Here is an 18,840-nt window from a genome sequence, read left to right as displayed (position 1 = left end):
AGACCACTGCCTTGCCCTCCATTTCGTCATGCTGAACTCGTTTCAGCATCCATCCCTCCCCACGAGCGGCAGCCATATCCGGAGAAATGGGCCCTGGAAGCGAAGCTGTGCTTGCACAAACAAGTTCAGGGTGACGCTTGAGGAAGCATCAGGAGCTACTGGTCTCCTTGCGGAAGAGATAGCAAAGCTTGGAGAGGAGCGGCGGACCGACCCCTCTCCAACTGCGGCCAGGCCCTTTCAGGCCCAAGCCATCGTATCCTCTCCCACGAGGGGAGAGGATCAGCAATCAAGCCAGCTGCTTCACATCGATCGGCAGGCTGCGGATGCGCTTGCCGGTCAGCGCGAACAGCGCATTGGTCAGCGCCGGGATTACCGGCGGCAGGGCCGGTTCGCCAAGGCCGGTGGGCGAATTGTCGCTCTTCACGAATTCCACCTCGATCTTCGGCGTGACGGGCATGCGCGGGATCGGGTAATCGTGGAAGTTGGACTGTTTCACCGCACCGCCTTCGATTTCGATCGCAAGGGCCAGCGCCTGGCCGATCCCGTCGATGATCGAACCCTGCACCTGGTTCAGCGCACCATGCGGATTGATGATCTGGCTGCCCACGTCACCGGCTGCCCATACATTGTGGACGTTGATCCGGCCACCTTCGAGGCTGGCTTCCACCACTTCGGCAAAATAGCCCATGTGGCTGAAGTAATAGCCGAAGCCCAGCGCGTGGCCTGCCGGCATGGTCTTGCCCCAGCCGGACATTTCCAGCGCCTTCCTGGTCACCGCGCGCAGGCGAGCCGGGTTGAAGCCGGGCGAAGGGCCCATGAAGCCCATGGAATCCGGTTCCTTCTCGGCCCCGTCCACGATTTCCAGCAGCAGGGTCGGCAGATCCTTGCCCGCGGCCTGCGCCACTTCATCGAGGAAGCTCTGCATGACGAAGGCCATGGCGTTGGACGTAGGTGCGCGCAGGGCGCCCATCGGCACGGCGGTCTGCATCTTGGTCTGCGCGTAACGCAGATTGGGCACGAACTTGGCCGGGAATTCATCCTTCGACATGGCGGCCGGATTGTAGGCGCCCGGGCCGGGGATTTCGAAAGTGATGAAGTGATCGTCATAGCCGATCAGCTTGCCCTTGTCGTCCAGCGCGGCGCGCAGGCGGTGCCAGCCCGCCGGGCGGTAGAAGTCCCCGCGAACGTCATCCTCACGGCTGAAGATCATCTGGACCGGCTTGCCGGGCATCTGCTTGGCGATGGCGGCAACCTGATGCATGTAATCATTCGTCAGGCGACGGCCGAAACCGCCACCCATGCGCGTGATGTGCACCTTCACCTTGTCGGGCGTGAGGCCCAGCATCTTGGCCACGCCCGTCTGCCCGCCCTGCGGCGTCTGCGACGGGGCCCACATCTCCATCGAACCGTCGGCATGGCACAGGGCCGTGCAGTTCATCGGCTCCATCGGCACGTGGGCCAGGAAGGGATAGGAATATTCCGCATCCAGCACCTTGGCGGCGGAAGCGAAGGCCGCATCCACATCGCCATGGCTGGCGAGCGTTTCCTGCGGCTTGGCATCGGCCATCAGCTTGCGTGCGGCGGCGTCATAGCCCTTGCTGGAGTGGCTGGCCCACTGGCCATTATCCCACTTGATCTCCAGCTTCTGGCGGGCCTGATCGGCGATCCACCAGTTCCTGGCGATCACCGCCACGCCATCGACCAGTTCCTCGGCATTGCCGTTGCCCTTGACGATGAAGGCATCGATCACGCCCGGCTGGGCCTTGACCACATCGAGATTGGCCGAAACCAGCTTGGCCCCGAATACGGGCGAACGCTCGAACGCGGCATAGACCATGCCGGGAAGCTGGGTATCCACGCCGAAGATCGGCTCGCCCCGGACGATCTTGGGGCTGTCGATCCCGCCAATGGCGCGGCCGATGATGTGGAAGTCCTTGGGGTTCTTCAGCGGAACCTTGGCCAGATCGGGCACGGCCACGCCGGCCGCGTCATTCGCCAGTTCGCCATAGGTCAGCGAGCGGCCCGAGGCCGGATCGATCACCTTGCCCAGCTTGGTGGTGAGCTTGGCGCTGTCGATGCCCCAGCGGCGCGAGGCCGCCGCGAGCAGCATCTGGCGCGCACCCGCGCCCACCTGGCGCATCGGCATCCAGTTCATCGGAGTGGCGAAGCTGCCGCCAGCCAGCTGCGGGCCATATTTGGCCGCATCCGTATCGCCCTGGACGATCTTAACCTGATCCCAGTCGGCATCCATTTCATCCGCGATGAGCATGGGCAGCATGGTCTTGATGCCCTGGCCGATCTCGGGATTCTTGCCGACGATGGTAATGGTATTGTCCGCCGCGATGGTGACGAAGGCGTTCAGCGTGCCCTGTGCCTCGCCCGTGACGGCAGCAGCGCGGGCCACCATCGGAATGGCGGCGCTCAGCGCCAGGCCGCCACCGGAAAGGACGCTGGCCTTGAGCAGGGTACGGCGGGAAAGTGCGATGGCCTCAGGCATTTGCTTTCCCCTTCTTCGCAACGCCGCTTTCCGCGACCTGCGTGATGGCGGACTTGATGCGGGTGTAGCAGGCGCAGCGGCAGATATTGCCGCTCATCGCCGCGTCGATCTGGCGGGCGCTGGGCTCCGGGTTGCGCAACAGCAGCGCGGTTGCGCTCATCAGCTGGCCGGCCTGGCAATAGCCGCACTGCATCACGTCTTCTTCCAGCCATGCTTCCTGCAGGGCCCGGCCCAGATCGGTCTGGCCGAGAGCCTCGACCGTAGTGACCTCGCTCTCGCCAATGGAACCGATGGGCGTGGAGCAGGACCGCGTGGCGACGCCATCGACATGCACGGTGCAGGCACCGCACAGCGCCTTGCCGCAGCCGAACTTGGTGCCCACCATGCCCAGTTCCTGCCGCAGTGCCCACAGCAGCGGCATATCTTCCGGCGCGTCAATCTCGCGCACTTCCCCATTGATCTTGACCTTGACGGCCATCGTGCTTCTCCCTTGAAAAGGCCACCGCCCCAGCAGGGCAGCACCGCGCCGCGCGGGGTTACAAAGCCCCCGCGACGGTAACACATCCAGACTAGCAAGGTTCCGCGCCGCTGCAACACAAGATACGGTTTGGCTTAAGCCCCGTTAAAGCCCGGAGCCTTAGAGTCTGGACAAAGCGGACTCAATCAACCACTGGGCCTCAAATACGAGACAGGGAGCGAGCATTCCGGCTAACAAGTCCGGCGCGAATCGCCTGCCTGTGCGCGCCAAGAAGCTTTGCAACTCGATAGGGAGACACCCGAATGCCCCTGGTGAACATGAAGCCGTTGCTCCGTCACGCAATGGATAACGGCTATGCAGTCGCCGCTTTCAATCTTGTGGACTACAACACCACCAAGGCGATGGTGAAGGCCGCGGAGGAGCTGAACGCTCCCGTGATCTGCCAGACCTCCGCGAAGACGATCAAATATTTCAGCCACAAGGAAATCGTGAGCTGGGTGCGCACCGTGGCCGAGGATTCGCCGGTGCCGGTGGTGCTGCATCTCGATCACTGCAAGGACATCCCGATGATCGAAGCCTGCGCCAAGGCGGGCTGGACCTCGATCATGATCGACGCTTCGGAACTGCCGTTCGAGCAGAATCTGGCTGAATCGCTGAAGGTCCGCGAAATCGCCGAGAAGTATGGCGTGGGCATGGAAGCCGAGCTGGGCCAGATCATGGGCGTTGAAGACGACATGGTGGTGGACGAGGCCGATTCCGTCCTGACCGACCCCGAAGATGCCGCGCGTTTCTGCGCCGCTCTCGACCTGTCGGCCTTCGCCTGCGCCGTCGGCACCGCCCATGGCTATTACAAGGGCGAGCCCGTGGTGGACTTCGATCGCATCGCTGCGATCAACAGCCTGACCAAGACCCCGATGGCGCTGCATGGCGGCACCGGCCTGTCGGACGAAACCTTCGCCAAGGCGATCGAACGCGGCGCGGCCAAGGTGAATATCTCGACCAACCTCAAGCATGTCTGGGTGCAGAGCTTCGTCGATTACCACACCGCCAAGCCCACCGATTTCGAGCCGCTGCGCGTGATGGATGCCCAGTATCAGGCCTGCAAGACGATGTTCAGCGGCTTCATCGAGAAGTTCGGCGGCAAGGGCCGCGGTTCCGAATTCCTCTCCACGCTGGGCTGAGGATAGTCGGATATGGTCAAGGCACTGATTTTCGACTGTGACGGCGTTCTGGTGGATACGGAGCGCGACGCGCACCGTGTCGGCTTCAACCGCGCTTTTGCCGAACATGGCATCGATGCGGAATGGGATGTCGATCTCTATGGCCGCCTGCTGCTGGTAGCTGGCGGCAAGGAACGCATGCGCGCCTATTTCGACGAATTCGGCTGGCCGGAAGGCGCCGATACGGATGAAGCCAAGGACGCGCTGATCATCGATCTGCACAAGACGAAGACGCGCATCACTTCCGAAATCGTGACGGAACTGCCGGTTCGCCCCGGCATCCTGCGCATCGTGGACGAAGCGATCGAGGCGGGCGTGCGGCTGGGCGTATGCACCACTTCCAACCCCAAGTTCATCGACGCGGTGCTCGACCTGTTCGGGGCCGAGCGCAAGGCCGCCTTCGAATTCGTCCATGCGGGCGATGTGGTGGCCAAGAAGAAGCCCGCGCCCGATATCTATCTGCTGGCGCTGGAAACGCTGGGCCTTCCGGCCGGCGATTGCATCGTGATCGAGGATAGCCGTAACGGCCTGCTGGCCGCCACCGGCGCGGGCCTGCCCACGCTGATCACCACCAGCACCTATACGATGGAAGAAGATTTCGCCGAGGCGGCGCAGGTCGTGCCCGAACTGGGCGATGAACCCAACATCAACATCACTATCGAAGATCTGCGCAGGCTGGCCGCGCAGGCGGCGGCCTGAGGGAGAGAAAGCATGACTGAAATCACGATCGAACAGGTTGAAAAGGCAATCGACGTCGCATCCGACACGGTCATCCGGAACGAAATCTATTTCTCGGACCTCGACGGCCTCGCCGGCGACGGCGATTTCGGCACCTCGCTGGCCACCGGCTTCAAGGTGATCAAGGCTGACCTGCCCACGCTGGACAAGAGCGCCATCGGCGCCATGCTGCTCAAGATCAGCATGCTCTGCTCCAAGCATGTCGGCGGCAGCTCGGGCCCGATCTGGGGCACCGGCTTCATGAAGGCGGGCATGGCCAGCAAGGACAAGACCAGCGTCAGCCTCGAAGAGCTGGCCGCGATGGTGAATGCCGCCGTCGAAGGCATCATGGCCCGCGGCGGCGCCAAGCTGGGCGACAAGACCCTGCTCGACGCGCTGATCCCGATTGCCGAAAAAATGAAGGAACTGGCCCCCGCTGGCGACGCTGCCGCCGTGCTGAAGGCCGTGACCGAAGTGGCCGACAAGGCGATTGACGAAACCCGCAATCTGGTGGCCCATCGCGGCCGCGCCAGCCAGGTGGGCGAGCGCAGCGCCAACACCCCCGATCCGGGCATCGTCGGCGTTGCCACCATCCTTTACGACTGGTGCAAGCATTACGGCGTGGATTACACCCCCACCGCCGCCGAACTGAACCGTTGATCCCGTTCGTCTATTCCACGGAGAGGAATATCTCATGAAGAAATTCGTCAATGAACCCGCCAACTTCGTGCCCGAATTCATGAAGGGCGTGCTGCTGGCCAATCCGGGCCTGCTCGAATTCGTCCCCGAATTCCAGCTGATCAAGCGCACGGACCGCCCGGCGGAAAACAAGGTTTCGGTCGTTCAGGGTTCGGGCTCGGGCCACGAACCGGCGCACATCATGGCCGTCGGCCCGGGCATGCTCTCGGCTGCGTGCCAGGGCCCCGTCTTCGCCGCTCCGCCGGTGGACGCCTGCTATGAAACCATCAAGTCGGTTGCCACCGATGCCGGCGTGCTGGTGCTGGTGAACAACTACCAGGGCGACCGCATGGCTTGGGACATGGCCTGCGAAATGGCCGAAGCCGAAGGCATCAAGGTCAAGCAGTTCATCATCAACGATGACGTTTCGGTTGAAGACAGCCTCTACACCGTGGGCCGCCGCGGCGTGGCCGGCAACTTCTTCGTCATCAAGGCCTGCGGCGCTGCCGCCGAAGCCGGTGCCGATCTCGACACCGTGCTGGCCGTTGCCGAAAAGGTGAACGCCAATGTCCGCACCATGGGCGTTGCGCTGACCAGCTGCATTCCCCCGGCAAAGGGCACCGCGATCTTCGAAATCGGCGACGACGAAATGGAAGTCGGCATCGGCATCCATGGCGAACCCGGCCGTCGCCGCGACAAGATCAAGAATGCCGACGCCATCACCGACGAACTGTTCGACGCTGTGGCGCAGGATCTGCCCTACAAGTCGGGCGACCGCGTGGCCCTGATGATCAACGGCCTGGGCGGCACGCCGATCAGCGAACTCTACGTGCTCTATGCCCGCGCGCATGAGCGTGCGGAGCAGGCAGGCCTGACCGTGGTGCGCAACTATGTCGGCGAATATTGCACCAGCCTCGAAATGGCCGGCGCCTCGCTGACCCTGCTCAAGCTCGACGGCCAGCTCGAGGAATATCTCGACGCTCCCGCCGAAGTGGCCGTGCGCATCTTCTGATCCAGCCTTCAGGCTGAAAGCAAAGCGCCCCGGGGGAAACCTCGGGGCGTTTTTCGTTGGGGGGCCGTTTGCGCAATCAGGCCCGGCCATGATAGTATCCCGAAAAACAGCGGGAGAGCCAAATGGAAACCGAACGGAAAATGATCTGGCGCGGCGTGGCCACAGGCACTCTGATGGGCCTCGGCCTGGGCGGAATCCTCGCCTTGTTCATCGCGCTACGGCCCGAAATGTTTGCGGGGCTGGCGGGGTAAAGCAGCTTATTCCCAACCTTCGTGATTCCCGCGCAAGCGGGAACCCAGATCAACGGTTGCTGCTGGGTTCCCGCTTGCGCGGGAATGACGATTTAAGGTGATGAAGGATGGCCAGTCCCCTTACATCCCACTGCTCCATGGACCCTCGCCCCCTTCCCGCATAAACCACCCTCAATGCCCCACGCCGAACCCCCGCGCCCGTCCTTCCCTTCCCTGCTGCGCCGCGAGATCGCGGATGTGTTCGCCGGGCGGGAGAGTGACAGGCCGTGGCAATTGCCCTTCGCCATTGCGCTCGCGGCGGGCCTGCCGGTGCTGGTGGGCGCACTGATCGGGCAGACGGGCTTTGGCGCGATCGCCTCCATCGGGGCGATGACCATCGTCTATCTGCCGCGCACGCGGCTGGACCTGCGCATGGTGGCGGTAATGTCCGCCGCCTGCGCGATGATGGCCTGCTATGCGCTGGGGCAGATCGGCCATGTCCTGCCCGCCCTGCGTGTGCCGCTGATCGCGGCGGTGGCCCTGCTGGTGACCATGGGCTGCCGCTATTACCGGGTGGGGCCGCCGGGGCCGCTGTTCTTTGTGATGACGGCCTCCATCGGCGCCTATGCTTCCGGAACGCTGGCCGAACTGCCGCTGCATCTGGGCGTTTTCGCACTGGGCAGCCTCAGCGCGGTTTGTATCGCCTTCTTCTATTCGCTGCATATCCTGCGCCACCGCGATCCCCTGCCGCTTGGGCCCGCTCCCGATGATCTGGGCGTGGAGGTGCTGGCCCCCGCAGTCATCGTGGCCGCTTTCGTGGGACTGTCGCTAGCACTTGCGGAGTTGCTGGGCTTCGACAAGCCCTATTGGGTGCCGGTGAGCTGCATCGCGGTGTTGCAGGGCGCCACTTTACGTGCGGTCTGGCTGCGGCAATTGCAGCGCATCGTGGGCACTCTGGCCGGGCTGGGAGCGGTGTGGGGGCTGATGCAGCTGATCACCGAGCCATGGCATCTGGCGCTGGCCATCGCGCTGCTGACCTTCTGCGTGGAGACGATCATCGTGCGCCATTATGCGCTGGCTGCCGTTTTCATCACTCCGCTGGCGATCCTGCTGGCCGAAGCCAGCACCCTGGGCCAGACGAGCGCCACCCCGCTGATCATCGCGCGCCTTGCCGATACGGTGCTGGGCGCGATGCTGGGCGTGGCAGGCGGCGTCTGCCTGCATAATGAACGGTTTTGCCGCTGGCTTGCCCGCCTGATCGCCAAGCTCGCGCCGAGGCGCTGAACGGGGAGTCCTACTCCCCGCCCCGCTCCCGCCGGTATTCCGCATAGCGCGGGCTGGTGGACAGGATATAGCCGCGCACCAGCGTATTTCCTTCGTGGCAGGCATATTCGAAGGGCTGGTAACTGTCGTCACGCCGCCATGGGAAGCCCATCTTGAAAGGCTGGGCCAGCACTTCGGGATCGTCGATCCACGCCTCGTAATAGATCTGCTCGGGCGAGACGGGGGTGAAGCGTTCCACCATGGTCATGGACGTGCTGGTGGGGATCGGCTGATTGGTGGGGCCCACGATCACCATCGGTACCTTGCCGTTGAAATTGCGGGTTTCCACCACCAGCGTATCGCCATCCCAATGCCCGCGTGAAGAGCCGAGCCAGGGGCGCAACTCGCCCGGCAATTGCGGCGTGCCATCCACTGGGATGATGCGCGTTTCGTGCACCAGTTCCAGATTGATCACCACATGGCCGGGCGACTGGAAGATGCGGACGCCGTTATTATAGGGGAAGGGGATCATGCTGGCCGGCAGGCCGCGCGTGATGCAGTGATCGAGCGAGTTGAAATCGTCCAGCCCGTCGAACTCCTTTTCGGACCAGCTGCTTTTCATCCCCGCCGCGCGGCGCTTGCCCTCCTCGTTCATGTGGATGCGGCCGTCGGCGGGTTCCACGATCAGCGAGGTCTGCCGGAGCGCGCGCCCCCTTTCGAACCAATTGCCGGAGCCAAGCTTGTTGGCCTGATCCTCCTGATCGGCCAGCCCGCGCAGCTGGGCGGCGGCATCGGCGGCCTGCTGGTACTCCTCCTCGGTCATCAGCTTGCGCGTGCCGAAACGCGGGGCGCGCTGCATCGGCGTATTGCCGAGATCGAGCGGCCAGGTGCCGCGCAGATCGGGATCGCCCCAGGATGTGCGCGGAACTTTCCACCCGGCCTGTTTTGCCGGGGGCACGCCCACTTCCTCCTCGCTCTGCTGCGCCAGCGCCGGAACGCCCGCCGCAAGGCAGGCGAGCGCAATCAACGAAACAAATGTCCTGCCAGACATGCCGCTCTCTCCCTATGTTTTATGAGAGGAGCTTAACCGAAAATCCCCGCGAGCCAAGCTCGATTGACAAAGTCCAAAAGCACGGTGCCACCGCCTTGTTGCACAGTCGTAAAATAACTGGCCCTGCGCGGCACTTCGCGATAGCCTCCCCTCCATGAAGCCCACCGCTTTGGCCCTCGCCGCTTCCGCCCTGCCCTTCCTTGCCTCCCCGGCTGCCGCACAGTCGCTTTACGTGACGGCGGGCAAGCTGCTCGATGTCGAAAGCGGGCAGGAACTCTCGGGCCAGTGCATCCTGACCGATCACGGCAAGATCGTGCGGATCGAAACCTGCGGAGCGGTTCCCGCAGGCGCGGAGAGAGTGGACTGGAGCGCCTATACAGTGCTGCCCGGCCTGATCGACCTGCACACCCATCTGGCCGACGTCACCGAAAGCGCCGACACCGCCGCGCCGATCAAGACATCGCCGCAGGCCACCGCCCTGATCGGCGCCAGCCACGCCTGGGCCACCTTGCGCGCGGGCTTCACCACGGTGCGCGATGTCGGCACCTATCGCGGGTTGACCGATGTGGCCCTGCGCGATGCGATTGCCGCAGGCTGGGTGCCCGGCCCGCGCATGTTTGTGGCGGGCGGCTATATCACCACGCCGGGCGGCGGGGGCGAGCTGAACGGCGTGATGCCCAACGATCAGCTTCCGCCCGACATGCGGCTGGGCGTCTCCTCCACGCCGCAGGAAACGCGGGCAAAGGCCGAATATCTGTTCGACCACGGTGTCGATTTCCTGAAGCTGATCGCCACCGGCGCGGTGCTGGCGCTCAATACGGACGTCAACGCCCCGGAACTGACGGAAGACCAGATGCGCGCCGCCGTGGACGTGGCGAAGGCCCACGGCTCTTACGCCACGGCCCATGCCCACGGGGCCGAAGGGCTGAAGGCCGCGATCCGCGCGGGCGCCCATTCGATCGAACATGCCAGCCTGATCGACGATGAAGGGCTGCAAATGGCCAGGGACAAGGGCGTCTGGCTGGTGATGGACGTGTTCAACGGCGATTATATCGACGAGACCGGCACGGCGGAGGGCTGGCCCGAGGAAGCGCTCCAGAAGAACCGCGACACCACTCTCGCCCAGCGCGAACGCTTCGCCAAGGCCGTGAAGATGGGGGTGAAGATCGGCTATGGCAGCGATGCGGGCGTCTATCCCCACGGGCTGAATGCGCGGCAATTCGCCTATATGGTCCAATGGGGGATGAGCCCGTTGCAGGCCATCCGCTCCGCTACGGTGGATGCGGCTACCTTGATGGGCAAGCAGGACGAGTTCGGCACGATTTCGCCCGGCAAGTCGGCGGACATTATCGCCGTGGAAGGCGATCCGCTGAAGGATGTGCGGGTGCTGGAAAGCGTGAGCGGGGTGATCAAACAGGGCGTGCGGTACAGGTAGGAGCTACTCGCCCCTCCTTTCGTCATTCCCGCGAAAGCGGGAACCCAGCAGCAACCGTTGAACTGGGTTCCCGCTTTCGCGGGAATGACGAAAATGGGATATGCACCGTTCCAACACCCCCCACCCCGTGGACCTTCTCACCTAACACCCACACCCGTTCATCCTGAGCTTGTCGAAGGACACACTCCAAAGCTTTCCCAATAAACCGGAATGCTAGGCGAGCAGTTTCCCGCGTCCTTCGACAAGCTCAGGACGAACGGAGGTTGGGAGCAACATCCCGCCACTCCCAAAACCATTTTCCTACATCGCCAAAATCTGGCCAAAGCTGGCGGATGAAGCACTATTCCCGCCAATCGCCCCGCCGCGCCCGCCACTCCCGCGTGCCGGCTTTCTCCCCCGTGCCCCTACGCGCCCGTGCCGATGGGTGGACGCCTGCCCGGCAGGCGGCCTTCCTTGCCGCGCTGGCCATCACCCGCTGCGTCGCCAAGGCGGCGCGCCAGGTGAAGTTGGCGCGAGAGACGGCCTATCGCCTGCGCGGCAAGCCCGGTGCGGGCAGCTTTGCCGCTGCGTGGGACAAGGTGCTCGGCAAAGCGCCACAGGAAGGACGACGAAAGGTCACAGGTGAGGAACGCCTCCAGCGCGCGCTTTTCGGTCTGCTCAAGCCGGTGATCTATGGGGGAAAGCATGTCGGCACCTCGCGCAAGGCGGACAATTCCGCGCTTCTCGGCCATCTCGGCCGGATAGACCGCGCCTCCCGCCCACCCCGTGAGGAAGGCGGAAGGTCACAGGGTTTCACCGGCCTTTGCGCGTCACCTTCGCCCGGACTGGCATTGCCCGGATTGGGCGGGCCCGGATTGGGCGGGCCCGGTTTAGGTAAGGGGCCGCTTCAGAGAAACCGCCCGTATCCGCCCTTGTCGCCGATCACGACCTGAGCGCAATTATGGCCCGGCGCGCCGGTCACACCGCCGCCCGGATGAGTGCCCGCGCCGCACATATAGAGGCCCTTGATCGGCCCGCGATAGGAACCATGGCCCAGCACCGGACGGGCGGACCACAGCTGATCCAGGCTCATATTGCCATGCATGATGTCCCCGCCGATCAGGCCGAACTTGCGTTCAAGGTCCAGCGGCGAATGGATCTCGCGGGCAATGACGCTGGCCTTGAAGCCCGGCGCATGGGCTTCCACCGTGTCGATGATGCAGTCCGCCGCCGCCTCGCGCTCGTCGTCCCAGCTTCTGCCGTCGGGCAGTTCGGGGGCGAATTGCTGGCAGAACAGGCTGGCCACATGCTGCCCTTCCGGCGCCAGCGTGGAATCCACGGTGGAGGGGATCAGCATTTCCACGATCGGTTTCTTCGACCAGCCGTAACGCTTCGCATCGAGGAAAGCCTCGTCCATGTAATCCAGCGTCGGGGCCAGAATGATGCCGGACTGATGATGTTCGCCTACTCCGGGCAGACAAGTGAAGTCGGGCAATTCGGACAGGGCCACATTCATGCGGAAGGTGCCGGAACCGGCCTTGAAGCCCCGCATCCGGCGGCGATATTCTTCCGAAAGGTCGGCAGGGGCAATCAGCCGGTCATAGAGCAGCTTGGGCCCGACATTGGCGATCACGCGGGATGCAGCGATTTCCTCGCCGCTTTCCAGCTTCACGCCCACGGCCCTGCCATTATCGGCGTCGCCGTCCACCAGCACTTGCGCCACGGGGCTTTCCAGGCTGATCTCCACCCCGCTGGCCTCGCACACCTTGGCCATGATCTGCGTGATCTGGCCCATGCCGCCCACCGAATGGCCCCATGCGCCCTTCTTGCCGTTCACTTCGCCAAAGACGTGGTGCAGCAGCACATAGGCACTGCCCGGCGTATCGGGCGAGGCATAATTGCCCACCACCGCATCGAAGCCGAAGGCGGCCTTCACGGCCTCGCTCTCGAACCAGCTATCGAGGAAGCTGCGAGCGGACTTGGTGAACAGGTCCAGCACGTCGCGCTTCTGGCTGAGGGAAAGCCTGGCCAGCCCCCTGCCCTGCAGCGCACCGTCGATCAGGGTGCGGAATCCCTCGCCGACATTGGGCGGGGCCTTCAGCGCAAGGCCGCGCAGCACTTCGGCCACCACTTCCAGCGCATCGTAATAGGCAGGCAGGGTTTCGGCGTCGTGATCGGAGAATTTCCGGAACTCGGCCTGGGTTTTTTCCAAACCTCCACCCAACTTGAGGTATCCCCCATCCTCCTGCGGAAGGAAGTTGGAGATGGGCCGCTCGATTACGCGATAGCCGTGAGCTTCCAGCCGCATGTCCCTGATAACCTTGGGTTGCAGCAGGCTGACGGTGTAGCTCGCCACCGAATTGCGGAAGCCGGGATGGAACTCCTCGGTCACCGCAGCGCCGCCAACCACGTTGCGCCGTTCCACAATGCGCACCTTCAGCCCCGCCTGGGCGAGATAGAAGGCGCAGGTCAGGCCATTGTGGCCCGCGCCGATGATCACGGCATCGTAACGCTTGGTCATTCGCTTCTCCGTTCGGCGCCGGGCTTACCGGGCATGGCTCCAGCCTCGGGCGGGCTGCTGTTCGAGGCGGGCCTCGGGAATGGTTTCGCGCATGCGGGCGCAGAAATGGCGCAGGCACACTTCCTTGTCGGACAGCGGCCCCATGGAGAAACTGCGCGACGACATGCCCTGCTGCACGCGGGTGATCAGCGCGGTATCCTCCGCATTCACCAGCCGGTTGATGCGCCAGTTGAGATAGCGCGCGGCGCGCATTTCCCTGCGGTCATCGTCGACCACATAGCTGATTTCGCGGATCAGGCTGGTGGTGGGGCTGATCGGCAGCCACTGCATGAAGTCCACCTGATCGGGATAGATGTCGAAGGCGACATTGGGCCAGAGCTTGAAATAGAGCCAGTGGCGCTGGTTCGCTTCAGGCAGATGCGGCACGGGCGGCAGCAGGCGCTGATAGGCCCGTTCCGACCAGTTTTCCGAAGGGCGATCTTCCATATCGCCCCACATGCGGTCCACATGCGGCGTCGCCTCCACGCCATAGCTCTTGCCGAACAGCCGGGTCAGGCCGGGATGGGCCACCGGAATGTGCAGGCCATCCGAATAATTATCGCCGATATTCTTCCAGTTCACATCGCGCGGGCGCATGGTCACGCGGCCCAGCGCCTTCAATTCCTCAAAGCGATAAGGGGCAACCATCGCCTCGTAGGGGGCCATCATCTCCGCGACCGAAGGGCCCTCGTCCTTCAGGCGAACGAAAATGAAACCGCGCCAGATTTCCATGCTGACCGGGGCAAGGCCATGGGCGGATTTATCGAGGCCGGGATAGGATGCGCTATCCGGCACGCCGGTCAGCTTGCCGTCCAGTTCATAAGTCCAGGCGTGATAGGGGCAGACGAGCTTCTTCGCGCAACCGCTCGATCCATCGACAATGCGCGATCCGCGATGGCGGCAGACATTGGTGAAGGCCCGCACCTCCCCATCCTTGCCGCGCACCACGATCACGCTTTCGCCGATATATTCCAGCCCATGCCAATCGCCGGTGTTCGGAATGTCGCTGACGTGGCAAACCACCTGCCATGATGATGCAAACACCCGCTCCTTCTCCAGCTCGAAGAATTCCGGATCGTGATAGGTCCAGGCCGGCAGGCTCCAGCCTTCCAGCGGATCGGAATTGCTGGTCTGTTCCTGGAGCAGAGTTGCCATGCCACCTTCCTTGCTATACGATCGTATAACAACCCCATGACTGCCCGGCAAGCCACATTCACCCGCGCCGCGCCCGATGAAAGGCGGCAAAGCCTGATCGAGGCTACCGCGCGCTGTCTGGCGGAAAAAGGCGCGGCGGGCGTATCCGTGCGGACGATCTGCGCCGAAGCAGGCGTCTCGCCTGGCCTGCTGCGGCACTATTTCGGCGGCGTCTCGGATGCGATCGCGGAAACCTATCGCTGGACCGGCCGCCAGATCGGGGAAGCGCTGGAAGCGGCGGTGGCGCAGGCGGGCGATGATCCTCGCGCAAGGCTGCTGGCCTATCTGACCGCCAGCTTCCGCCCGCCGATCTCCACGCCGGAACTGCTGGCCACCTATATCGCCTTCTGGAGCCTGACCCGCAGCGATCCCGCTATCGCCGCCGTGCGCGCCGAGGTCTATGGCGATTTCCGCACCGGGCTGGAGCAGCTGATCGGCGCATACCGCCCTGCCCTTGCCGACACGCGCCTCGCCTCCGTGGCGCTGACGGCGCTGATCGACGGGCTGTGGCTGGAACTCTCGCTGGGCGACGCGCCCTTCACGCAAGCGGAAGCGGAGGAGCTGGCGGAAAAGTGGCTGGATAGTTTGCTGGGGTAGGTAGCTATTCCCCTTCCGTAATTTCGTCATTCCCGCGAAAGCGGGAACCTAGTTCCACCGTTGCTGCTGGGTTCCCGCTTTCGCGGGAATGACGAATTGGAGGTTAAGCCCGCCCCTCCCGCCGGGACCACCACCAGACAGGCAGCCCCGCCAGCATCAGCACAAGGCTGAGCGCGCTGGCCTCCACTCCCGCGCCCCACAGGGTCCACAGGGAATAGGCGATACCGACCACAGCAAAGATCCGCGCAATGCCCAGCTTCCACGCCGCCAGCGAACAGGCAAGATAGAGCCACAAGGTGGCGGAAGTGGCCAGCAGCAGCAGGAACTCGAACAGGCCCTGCATCGATTTGCTGGCATTCATCAGCACGAACAGGCTGGCGAGCACGGACGACACGATCAGCGCGCGGCGCGGAGTGCCATGGGCGTCGGTCGCGGCGAAGCGGCGGGGCAGCAGACCGCGCACCGCCATGGCGCGGGGCAGTTCCCCTTGCAGCAGCACCCAGCCATTGAGCGCGCCGATGCAGCTGATCACCGCAAACACCGCAACGGCGGCGGCAGGCCCGGCGGCCCAGTATCGCTCGACGAAAGTGGAAAACGGCGCGGGCGATGTGGCGGCGATGTCCGCGGGCAGCATCAGCGCGATGGCGGAACAGACCAGCAGATAGAGCAACCCGGTCAGCCCCGTGCCCCACAGGGTGGCGCGCGGCACGTTGACTTCCGGGTTCTCCACCCGCGCGGCGGCAAGGCTGGCGCATTCGAAGCCGAGCAAGGCCCACAAGGTGAGCGTCGCCGCTCCGCTCACCTGGCCGAAACTGATCGCCTCGGGCCGATAGGGCGCGATGTCTCCTCCGCCACTCACCAACAAGCCGCCCGCAATCACGATCACCACCACCAGCGGCACGACCTTCAATGCAAGGGTGACGATCTGGAACCAGCCCGCCGCCCGGGTGCCGCGCAGATTGATCAGCGTCATCGCCCAGAGCAGGACCAGCGCGGCAATGGCCGGGCGCCCCGTGCCTGCGGATAGGGCCGGGACAATGCTGGAAAGATAGCTCACCGCCGCCACCGCGATGGCCACCACCGTGGTCCAGATGGAGACGAGGTAGATCCAGCCGATCAGAAAGGCCGGTATTTCCCCGAAGGCCGCCTCCACAAAGCCGGTTGCGCTGCCGGCCCCCGGCACGGCGCGGGTCAGCCGGGCCAGCAGATAGGCCAGCACCAGCGCCCCGCCGATGGTGAAGATCCACCCGCCCACGGCGTTCCAGCCATAGGGCGCGAGGCTGGCGGGGAGAAGGAAGACGCCCGATCCGATCATGTTGCCCATGACCAGTGCGATCGCTGCCATCAGGCCGAGCTTGCGGCCCGGCCCCGGCCCATGTTGCGTCATTCGCTCTCCCCGTCGTGGGCGGCCTAGAAGTCCGCGCCGACCTTGATGCCTACCAGCCTGGGCTTGATGACGTAATCGTAGAATACGCCGCCGCCCGCCGTCAGGCCGAGCGTATCGCCACACACGCCTTCGAGGCACTGGGTTCCGCTGTTCACCACGCCATGCGCGTTGAACAGATTGGTGGCGAACAGTTCGACACGATATTTGCCAGCATCCACCCCAAGGCTGACATCCGCGGTGGTATAGGCCTTGAGATTGCCGAGCAGCGCATTTTCCACATCGCGCAAATCGTTGCGGCGCTTGCCGATATGGCTGGCGGCAATCTGGATGTGGCCGTCCCACTCGCCCAGCGGGAATTCATAGCGGGCGATGGCATTGCCCTTGAATTGCGGCGTCACGGGCAATTGCGTTCCGGCCGGGGCGAGAACGTAATTGCCGGCGGGAAGCGAGCAGTCGAAATCCTCGCTGACGATGTAGCAGAAATCCTTGCGGATCACGGCGTCATTATAGCTGCCGCTGAGCGTCAGCGTCAGCCCGCCCTGGCGATAAGTGAAGTCGCCTTCGATGCCGCGAATGCGGGCAATGCCGGCATTGCGGATTTCCGTAAGGCCGCTTTGCCCCAGGAAGGACAGCTGGATGTTCTTCCAGTCTTCCTGATAGATCGCGCCATTGAAGGTGACCGGGCCGAACTGCGTCTTCCACCCGATCTCGTAATTGTCGAGCGTATCCGGGCCGTAAGGCGGCAGAATACCGCGCCGGTTGATGCCGCCGGGCCGGAAACCGCGCGACCAGGTTGCATAGACCATCACATCGTCGGTGACCTTGTAGGTCGCGTTGAGCTTGTGGATGAAGTTGGTGTCGGAAGTCGACTTATCCAGATTGTTGCAGGGCGCGCCCGGCACGGTGGAGGGAGCGGCGCACAGATATTGCGGGTTCGAGCTGAAGCCCGGATTGTTGTAGCCGAAGAAGCCTTCCAGCGAGTTCTTGTAGTAATAGACACGGCCACCGCCTGTCAGCGTCAGCTTGTCGGTCACATCGAAACTCAGCTCGCCAAAGGCGGCAAGATCGCGATCGACGCGTTTCTGGGCAGTCAGCCAGATATTGTCCACGGTGCCCGGCACCTGAATGTCATCGGCAATATCGTCGATGATATAGTGTTGCGTGATATAGTGGGTCTGGCTCTGCCCGAAGATACCGCCAATGAAACGAACCGGCGCATCGGCAGGTGAACTGACGCGCAGTTCACCGAACAGGCGACGATATTTGTCCTTGCCCTCGACATACTGGTTAGGGCTGACCTGATCGCCGTTATTATCCGGAACGATGTAGCCCGAACCGTAGAGCGAGTAATAGAGAGAGTCGTAGAAATAGGCGTAGTCGGAATAATCCTGCGACGTCTCGTCATCGCGCCAAAGATGGCCGCCGGTGGCAACGAGATCCCAATTGCCGATCTTGCCCTCGATCGTCAGGGCCGCCTGCAGCCATTTATCCTTGCTGTGTTCCGGATTGTACTGGACCGTCTGGTAATGGCCGGTCACCGCGCTGCTACGTTCCTCGGCGTAATTGCCATTGGTCGTCTGCACCTGTCCCATCACCGTAGGGCGCAGTGTCCAGTTATCGTCCAGCTCGATCCCCAGAGCCAGGCGGGCGCCATAGGTTTCAGCGTCGTTATAATCTTCCTTGACGTAAGGCGCGTTGGTTTGCGTGGCTGCCGCCGTGCCGTAATTCGCCTCAAGCGAGGGATAGACGCGCGATCCGGGGATATTGTCGATATAGCCCGCGTCCTTGCGGTACCAACCCACGATGCGGGCCGCGACATTCTCCGTAATCGGCACATTGAGGAAGCCCTCGGCAATGCCGCCGATCCCGCCGCTGGTCACGGTGTTCAGCTCCAGATCAACCGAGCCATAGGTCTTGCCGTAATCCGGCTTGTTGGTGACCATCTTGATCGTGCCGGCCATGGAACTGGCGCCGTAAAGCGTGCCCTGCGGGCCAGCGAGCGCTTCCACCCGGGCAAGGTCGTAGGCGTGAATGTCCAGCGCACCCTGAATGGTGGTGATGGGCATTTCATCCAGATAGGTACCCACTGTGGGCAGCGACGCGGAATGGTTGGCATTCTCGCCCGAGGCCACACCGCGGAAATAGACCTGGGAGAAACCGGGCCCACTGCTCTGCACGGTAACGGAAGGGAGGAACTTCACCACATCCTGCAGATCGTTGACCTGCAATTCCTCCAGCTTGGCGGTGCCAAGCGCGGTAACGGAAGCGGCCACATCCTGAAGGTTCTGTTCCCGCTTCTGGGCGGTCACAATGATGGCGTTGTCATCATCCTGGGCGGAGGCTGGAGCGACAGCGACCAGCGAACTCGTAGCGAAGAGGGCAATGGCCAAATGACGGCGATTGGACGAAGGAAGAATTCGCATCTTAAACCCCCACATAATGCATATGCTGCAGGAGCGAATGCGCCAGTTTTTTACATTAGTGACAATAGCGCATGCGTTGACGCGGCCTTGGAAAATCCCATTTTCGGGAACTATGACAT

16 protein-coding genes are annotated in these 18,840 nt (G+C 63.4%); 8 read left to right on the top strand and 8 right to left on the bottom strand.

The genetic code is table 11. The annotated features are described in order from the left end of the window. Window positions 1-286 precede the first annotated feature (286 nt). Window positions 287-2,497, bottom strand: a complete 2,211-nt coding sequence (locus H0274_RS01205; RefSeq protein WP_226792366.1) for a xanthine dehydrogenase family protein molybdopterin-binding subunit — start codon at window positions 2,495-2,497, stop codon at window positions 287-289. Next, window positions 2,490-2,975, bottom strand: a complete 486-nt coding sequence (locus H0274_RS01200; RefSeq protein ID WP_226792364.1) for a (2Fe-2S)-binding protein — start codon at window positions 2,973-2,975, stop codon at window positions 2,490-2,492. Before H0274_RS01200 ends, H0274_RS01205 begins: the two co-directional genes overlap by 8 nt. 302 nt (window positions 2,976-3,277) lie before the next feature. On the opposite strand from H0274_RS01200, the gene H0274_RS01195 reads away from it, so the two are divergent. The 6 genes from H0274_RS01195 (at window position 3,278) to H0274_RS01175 (ending at window position 8,116) form a co-directional block, all read left to right on the top strand. Next, window positions 3,278-4,156: a class II fructose-bisphosphate aldolase gene (locus H0274_RS01195; protein WP_226792362.1), complete on the top strand. Its 879-nt coding sequence runs from the start codon at window positions 3,278-3,280 to the stop codon at window positions 4,154-4,156. A gap of 12 nt (window positions 4,157-4,168) precedes the next feature. Then, window positions 4,169-4,894, top strand: coding sequence for an HAD-IA family hydrolase (locus H0274_RS01190; RefSeq protein WP_226792360.1), 726 nt, complete (start codon window positions 4,169-4,171; stop codon window positions 4,892-4,894). Between the two features lie 12 nt (window positions 4,895-4,906). Further along, window positions 4,907-5,572 carry a dihydroxyacetone kinase subunit DhaL gene (gene dhaL / locus H0274_RS01185; protein ID WP_226792358.1) on the top strand — a complete coding sequence of 222 codons (666 nt, stop codon included), beginning with the start codon at window positions 4,907-4,909 and terminating at the stop codon, window positions 5,570-5,572. A 34-nt stretch (window positions 5,573-5,606) separates the two neighbouring features. Beyond that, window positions 5,607-6,602, top strand: a complete 996-nt coding sequence (gene dhaK, locus H0274_RS01180) for a dihydroxyacetone kinase subunit DhaK (protein WP_226792356.1) — start codon at window positions 5,607-5,609, stop codon at window positions 6,600-6,602. A gap of 122 nt (window positions 6,603-6,724) precedes the next feature. Beyond that, window positions 6,725-6,853: a hypothetical protein gene (locus tag H0274_RS15580; protein WP_264295417.1), complete on the top strand. Its 129-nt coding sequence runs from the start codon at window positions 6,725-6,727 to the stop codon at window positions 6,851-6,853. 174 nt (window positions 6,854-7,027) lie between these two features. Beyond that, window positions 7,028-8,116, top strand: a complete 1,089-nt coding sequence (locus H0274_RS01175; protein ID WP_226792354.1) for an FUSC family protein — start codon at window positions 7,028-7,030, stop codon at window positions 8,114-8,116. 10 nt (window positions 8,117-8,126) lie between these two features. On the opposite strand, the gene H0274_RS01170 is transcribed toward H0274_RS01175, so the two are convergent. Continuing rightward, window positions 8,127-9,146, bottom strand: coding sequence for a hypothetical protein (locus H0274_RS01170; RefSeq protein WP_226792352.1), 1,020 nt, complete (start codon window positions 9,144-9,146; stop codon window positions 8,127-8,129). Between the two features lie 154 nt (window positions 9,147-9,300). Here H0274_RS01170 and H0274_RS01165 point away from each other — a divergent pair, with 154 nt between their 5' ends. Continuing rightward, window positions 9,301-10,581 (top strand): Xaa-Pro dipeptidase, encoded by a 1,281-nt coding sequence (locus tag H0274_RS01165; protein WP_226792350.1) that lies wholly within the window; start codon window positions 9,301-9,303, stop codon window positions 10,579-10,581. Between the two features lie 404 nt (window positions 10,582-10,985). Here H0274_RS01165 and H0274_RS01160 read toward each other — a convergent pair whose 3' ends face one another. The 3 genes from H0274_RS01160 to H0274_RS01150 all read right to left on the bottom strand — a co-directional run bounded on the left by H0274_RS01160 (window position 10,986) and on the right by H0274_RS01150 (window position 14,275). Beyond that, window positions 10,986-11,267 (bottom strand): hypothetical protein, encoded by a 282-nt coding sequence (locus H0274_RS01160; protein ID WP_226792348.1) that lies wholly within the window; start codon window positions 11,265-11,267, stop codon window positions 10,986-10,988. A 200-nt stretch (window positions 11,268-11,467) separates the two neighbouring features. Next, the gene (locus H0274_RS01155; RefSeq protein ID WP_226792346.1) at window positions 11,468-13,081 is read right to left on the bottom strand and encodes a phytoene desaturase family protein; all 1,614 of its coding nucleotides are present in this window, start codon (window positions 13,079-13,081) and stop codon (window positions 11,468-11,470) included. A gap of 24 nt (window positions 13,082-13,105) precedes the next feature. Further along, the gene (locus tag H0274_RS01150; protein WP_226792344.1) at window positions 13,106-14,275 is read right to left on the bottom strand and encodes an aromatic ring-hydroxylating oxygenase subunit alpha; all 1,170 of its coding nucleotides are present in this window, start codon (window positions 14,273-14,275) and stop codon (window positions 13,106-13,108) included. Window positions 14,276-14,311: 36 nt separating this feature from the next. On the opposite strand from H0274_RS01150, the gene H0274_RS01145 reads away from it, so the two are divergent. Continuing rightward, a complete protein-coding gene (locus H0274_RS01145; RefSeq protein ID WP_226792342.1) occupies window positions 14,312-14,911 on the top strand; it encodes a TetR family transcriptional regulator C-terminal domain-containing protein in 600 nt (199 codons plus the stop codon). Between the two features lie 103 nt (window positions 14,912-15,014). On the opposite strand, the gene H0274_RS01140 is transcribed toward H0274_RS01145, so the two are convergent. Together H0274_RS01140 and H0274_RS01135 are read right to left on the bottom strand one after the other, a co-directional pair. Beyond that, window positions 15,015-16,298 (bottom strand): APC family permease, encoded by a 1,284-nt coding sequence (locus H0274_RS01140; RefSeq protein WP_226792340.1) that lies wholly within the window; start codon window positions 16,296-16,298, stop codon window positions 15,015-15,017. Window positions 16,299-16,321: 23 nt separating this feature from the next. Continuing rightward, window positions 16,322-18,721 carry a TonB-dependent receptor gene (locus H0274_RS01135; RefSeq protein WP_226792338.1) on the bottom strand — a complete coding sequence of 800 codons (2,400 nt, stop codon included), beginning with the start codon at window positions 18,719-18,721 and terminating at the stop codon, window positions 16,322-16,324. Between the last annotated feature and the right edge of the window lie 119 nt (window positions 18,722-18,840).

This window comes from Fulverythrobacter ferritrahens, assembly GCF_020539485.1.
GTDB classification, from domain to species: domain Bacteria; phylum Pseudomonadota; class Alphaproteobacteria; order Sphingomonadales; family Sphingomonadaceae; genus Andeanibacterium; species Andeanibacterium ferritrahens.
Note: the sequence above shows the minus strand (reverse complement) of the source record. Positions and strands in the feature narration are given on the sequence as shown.

What these genes read in the sequence shown, in the direction of transcription:
- H0274_RS01155 (WP_226792346.1), bottom strand. Translation starts at nt 13,081, where the DNA reads ATGACCAAGCGTTACGATGCCGTGATCATCGGCGCGGGCCACAATGGC.
- H0274_RS01145 (WP_226792342.1), top strand. Translation starts at nt 14,312, where the DNA reads ATGACTGCCCGGCAAGCCACATTCACCCGCGCCGCGCCCGATGAAAGG.
- dhaL (WP_226792358.1), top strand. Translation starts at nt 4,907, where the DNA reads ATGACTGAAATCACGATCGAACAGGTTGAAAAGGCAATCGACGTCGCA.
- H0274_RS01165 (WP_226792350.1), top strand. Translation starts at nt 9,301, where the DNA reads ATGAAGCCCACCGCTTTGGCCCTCGCCGCTTCCGCCCTGCCCTTCCTT.
- H0274_RS15580 (WP_264295417.1), top strand. Translation starts at nt 6,725, where the DNA reads ATGGAAACCGAACGGAAAATGATCTGGCGCGGCGTGGCCACAGGCACT.
- H0274_RS01200 (WP_226792364.1), bottom strand. Translation starts at nt 2,975, where the DNA reads ATGGCCGTCAAGGTCAAGATCAATGGGGAAGTGCGCGAGATTGACGCG.
- H0274_RS01150 (WP_226792344.1), bottom strand. Translation starts at nt 14,275, where the DNA reads ATGGCAACTCTGCTCCAGGAACAGACCAGCAATTCCGATCCGCTGGAA.
- H0274_RS01175 (WP_226792354.1), top strand. Translation starts at nt 7,028, where the DNA reads ATGCCCCACGCCGAACCCCCGCGCCCGTCCTTCCCTTCCCTGCTGCGC.
- H0274_RS01140 (WP_226792340.1), bottom strand. Translation starts at nt 16,298, where the DNA reads ATGACGCAACATGGGCCGGGGCCGGGCCGCAAGCTCGGCCTGATGGCA.
- H0274_RS01195 (WP_226792362.1), top strand. Translation starts at nt 3,278, where the DNA reads ATGCCCCTGGTGAACATGAAGCCGTTGCTCCGTCACGCAATGGATAAC.
- H0274_RS01205 (WP_226792366.1), bottom strand. Translation starts at nt 2,497, where the DNA reads ATGCCTGAGGCCATCGCACTTTCCCGCCGTACCCTGCTCAAGGCCAGC.
- H0274_RS01160 (WP_226792348.1), bottom strand. Translation starts at nt 11,267, where the DNA reads ATGCTTTCCCCCATAGATCACCGGCTTGAGCAGACCGAAAAGCGCGCG.
- dhaK (WP_226792356.1), top strand. Translation starts at nt 5,607, where the DNA reads ATGAAGAAATTCGTCAATGAACCCGCCAACTTCGTGCCCGAATTCATG.
- H0274_RS01170 (WP_226792352.1), bottom strand. Translation starts at nt 9,146, where the DNA reads ATGTCTGGCAGGACATTTGTTTCGTTGATTGCGCTCGCCTGCCTTGCG.
- H0274_RS01190 (WP_226792360.1), top strand. Translation starts at nt 4,169, where the DNA reads ATGGTCAAGGCACTGATTTTCGACTGTGACGGCGTTCTGGTGGATACG.
- H0274_RS01135 (WP_226792338.1), bottom strand. Translation starts at nt 18,721, where the DNA reads ATGCGAATTCTTCCTTCGTCCAATCGCCGTCATTTGGCCATTGCCCTC.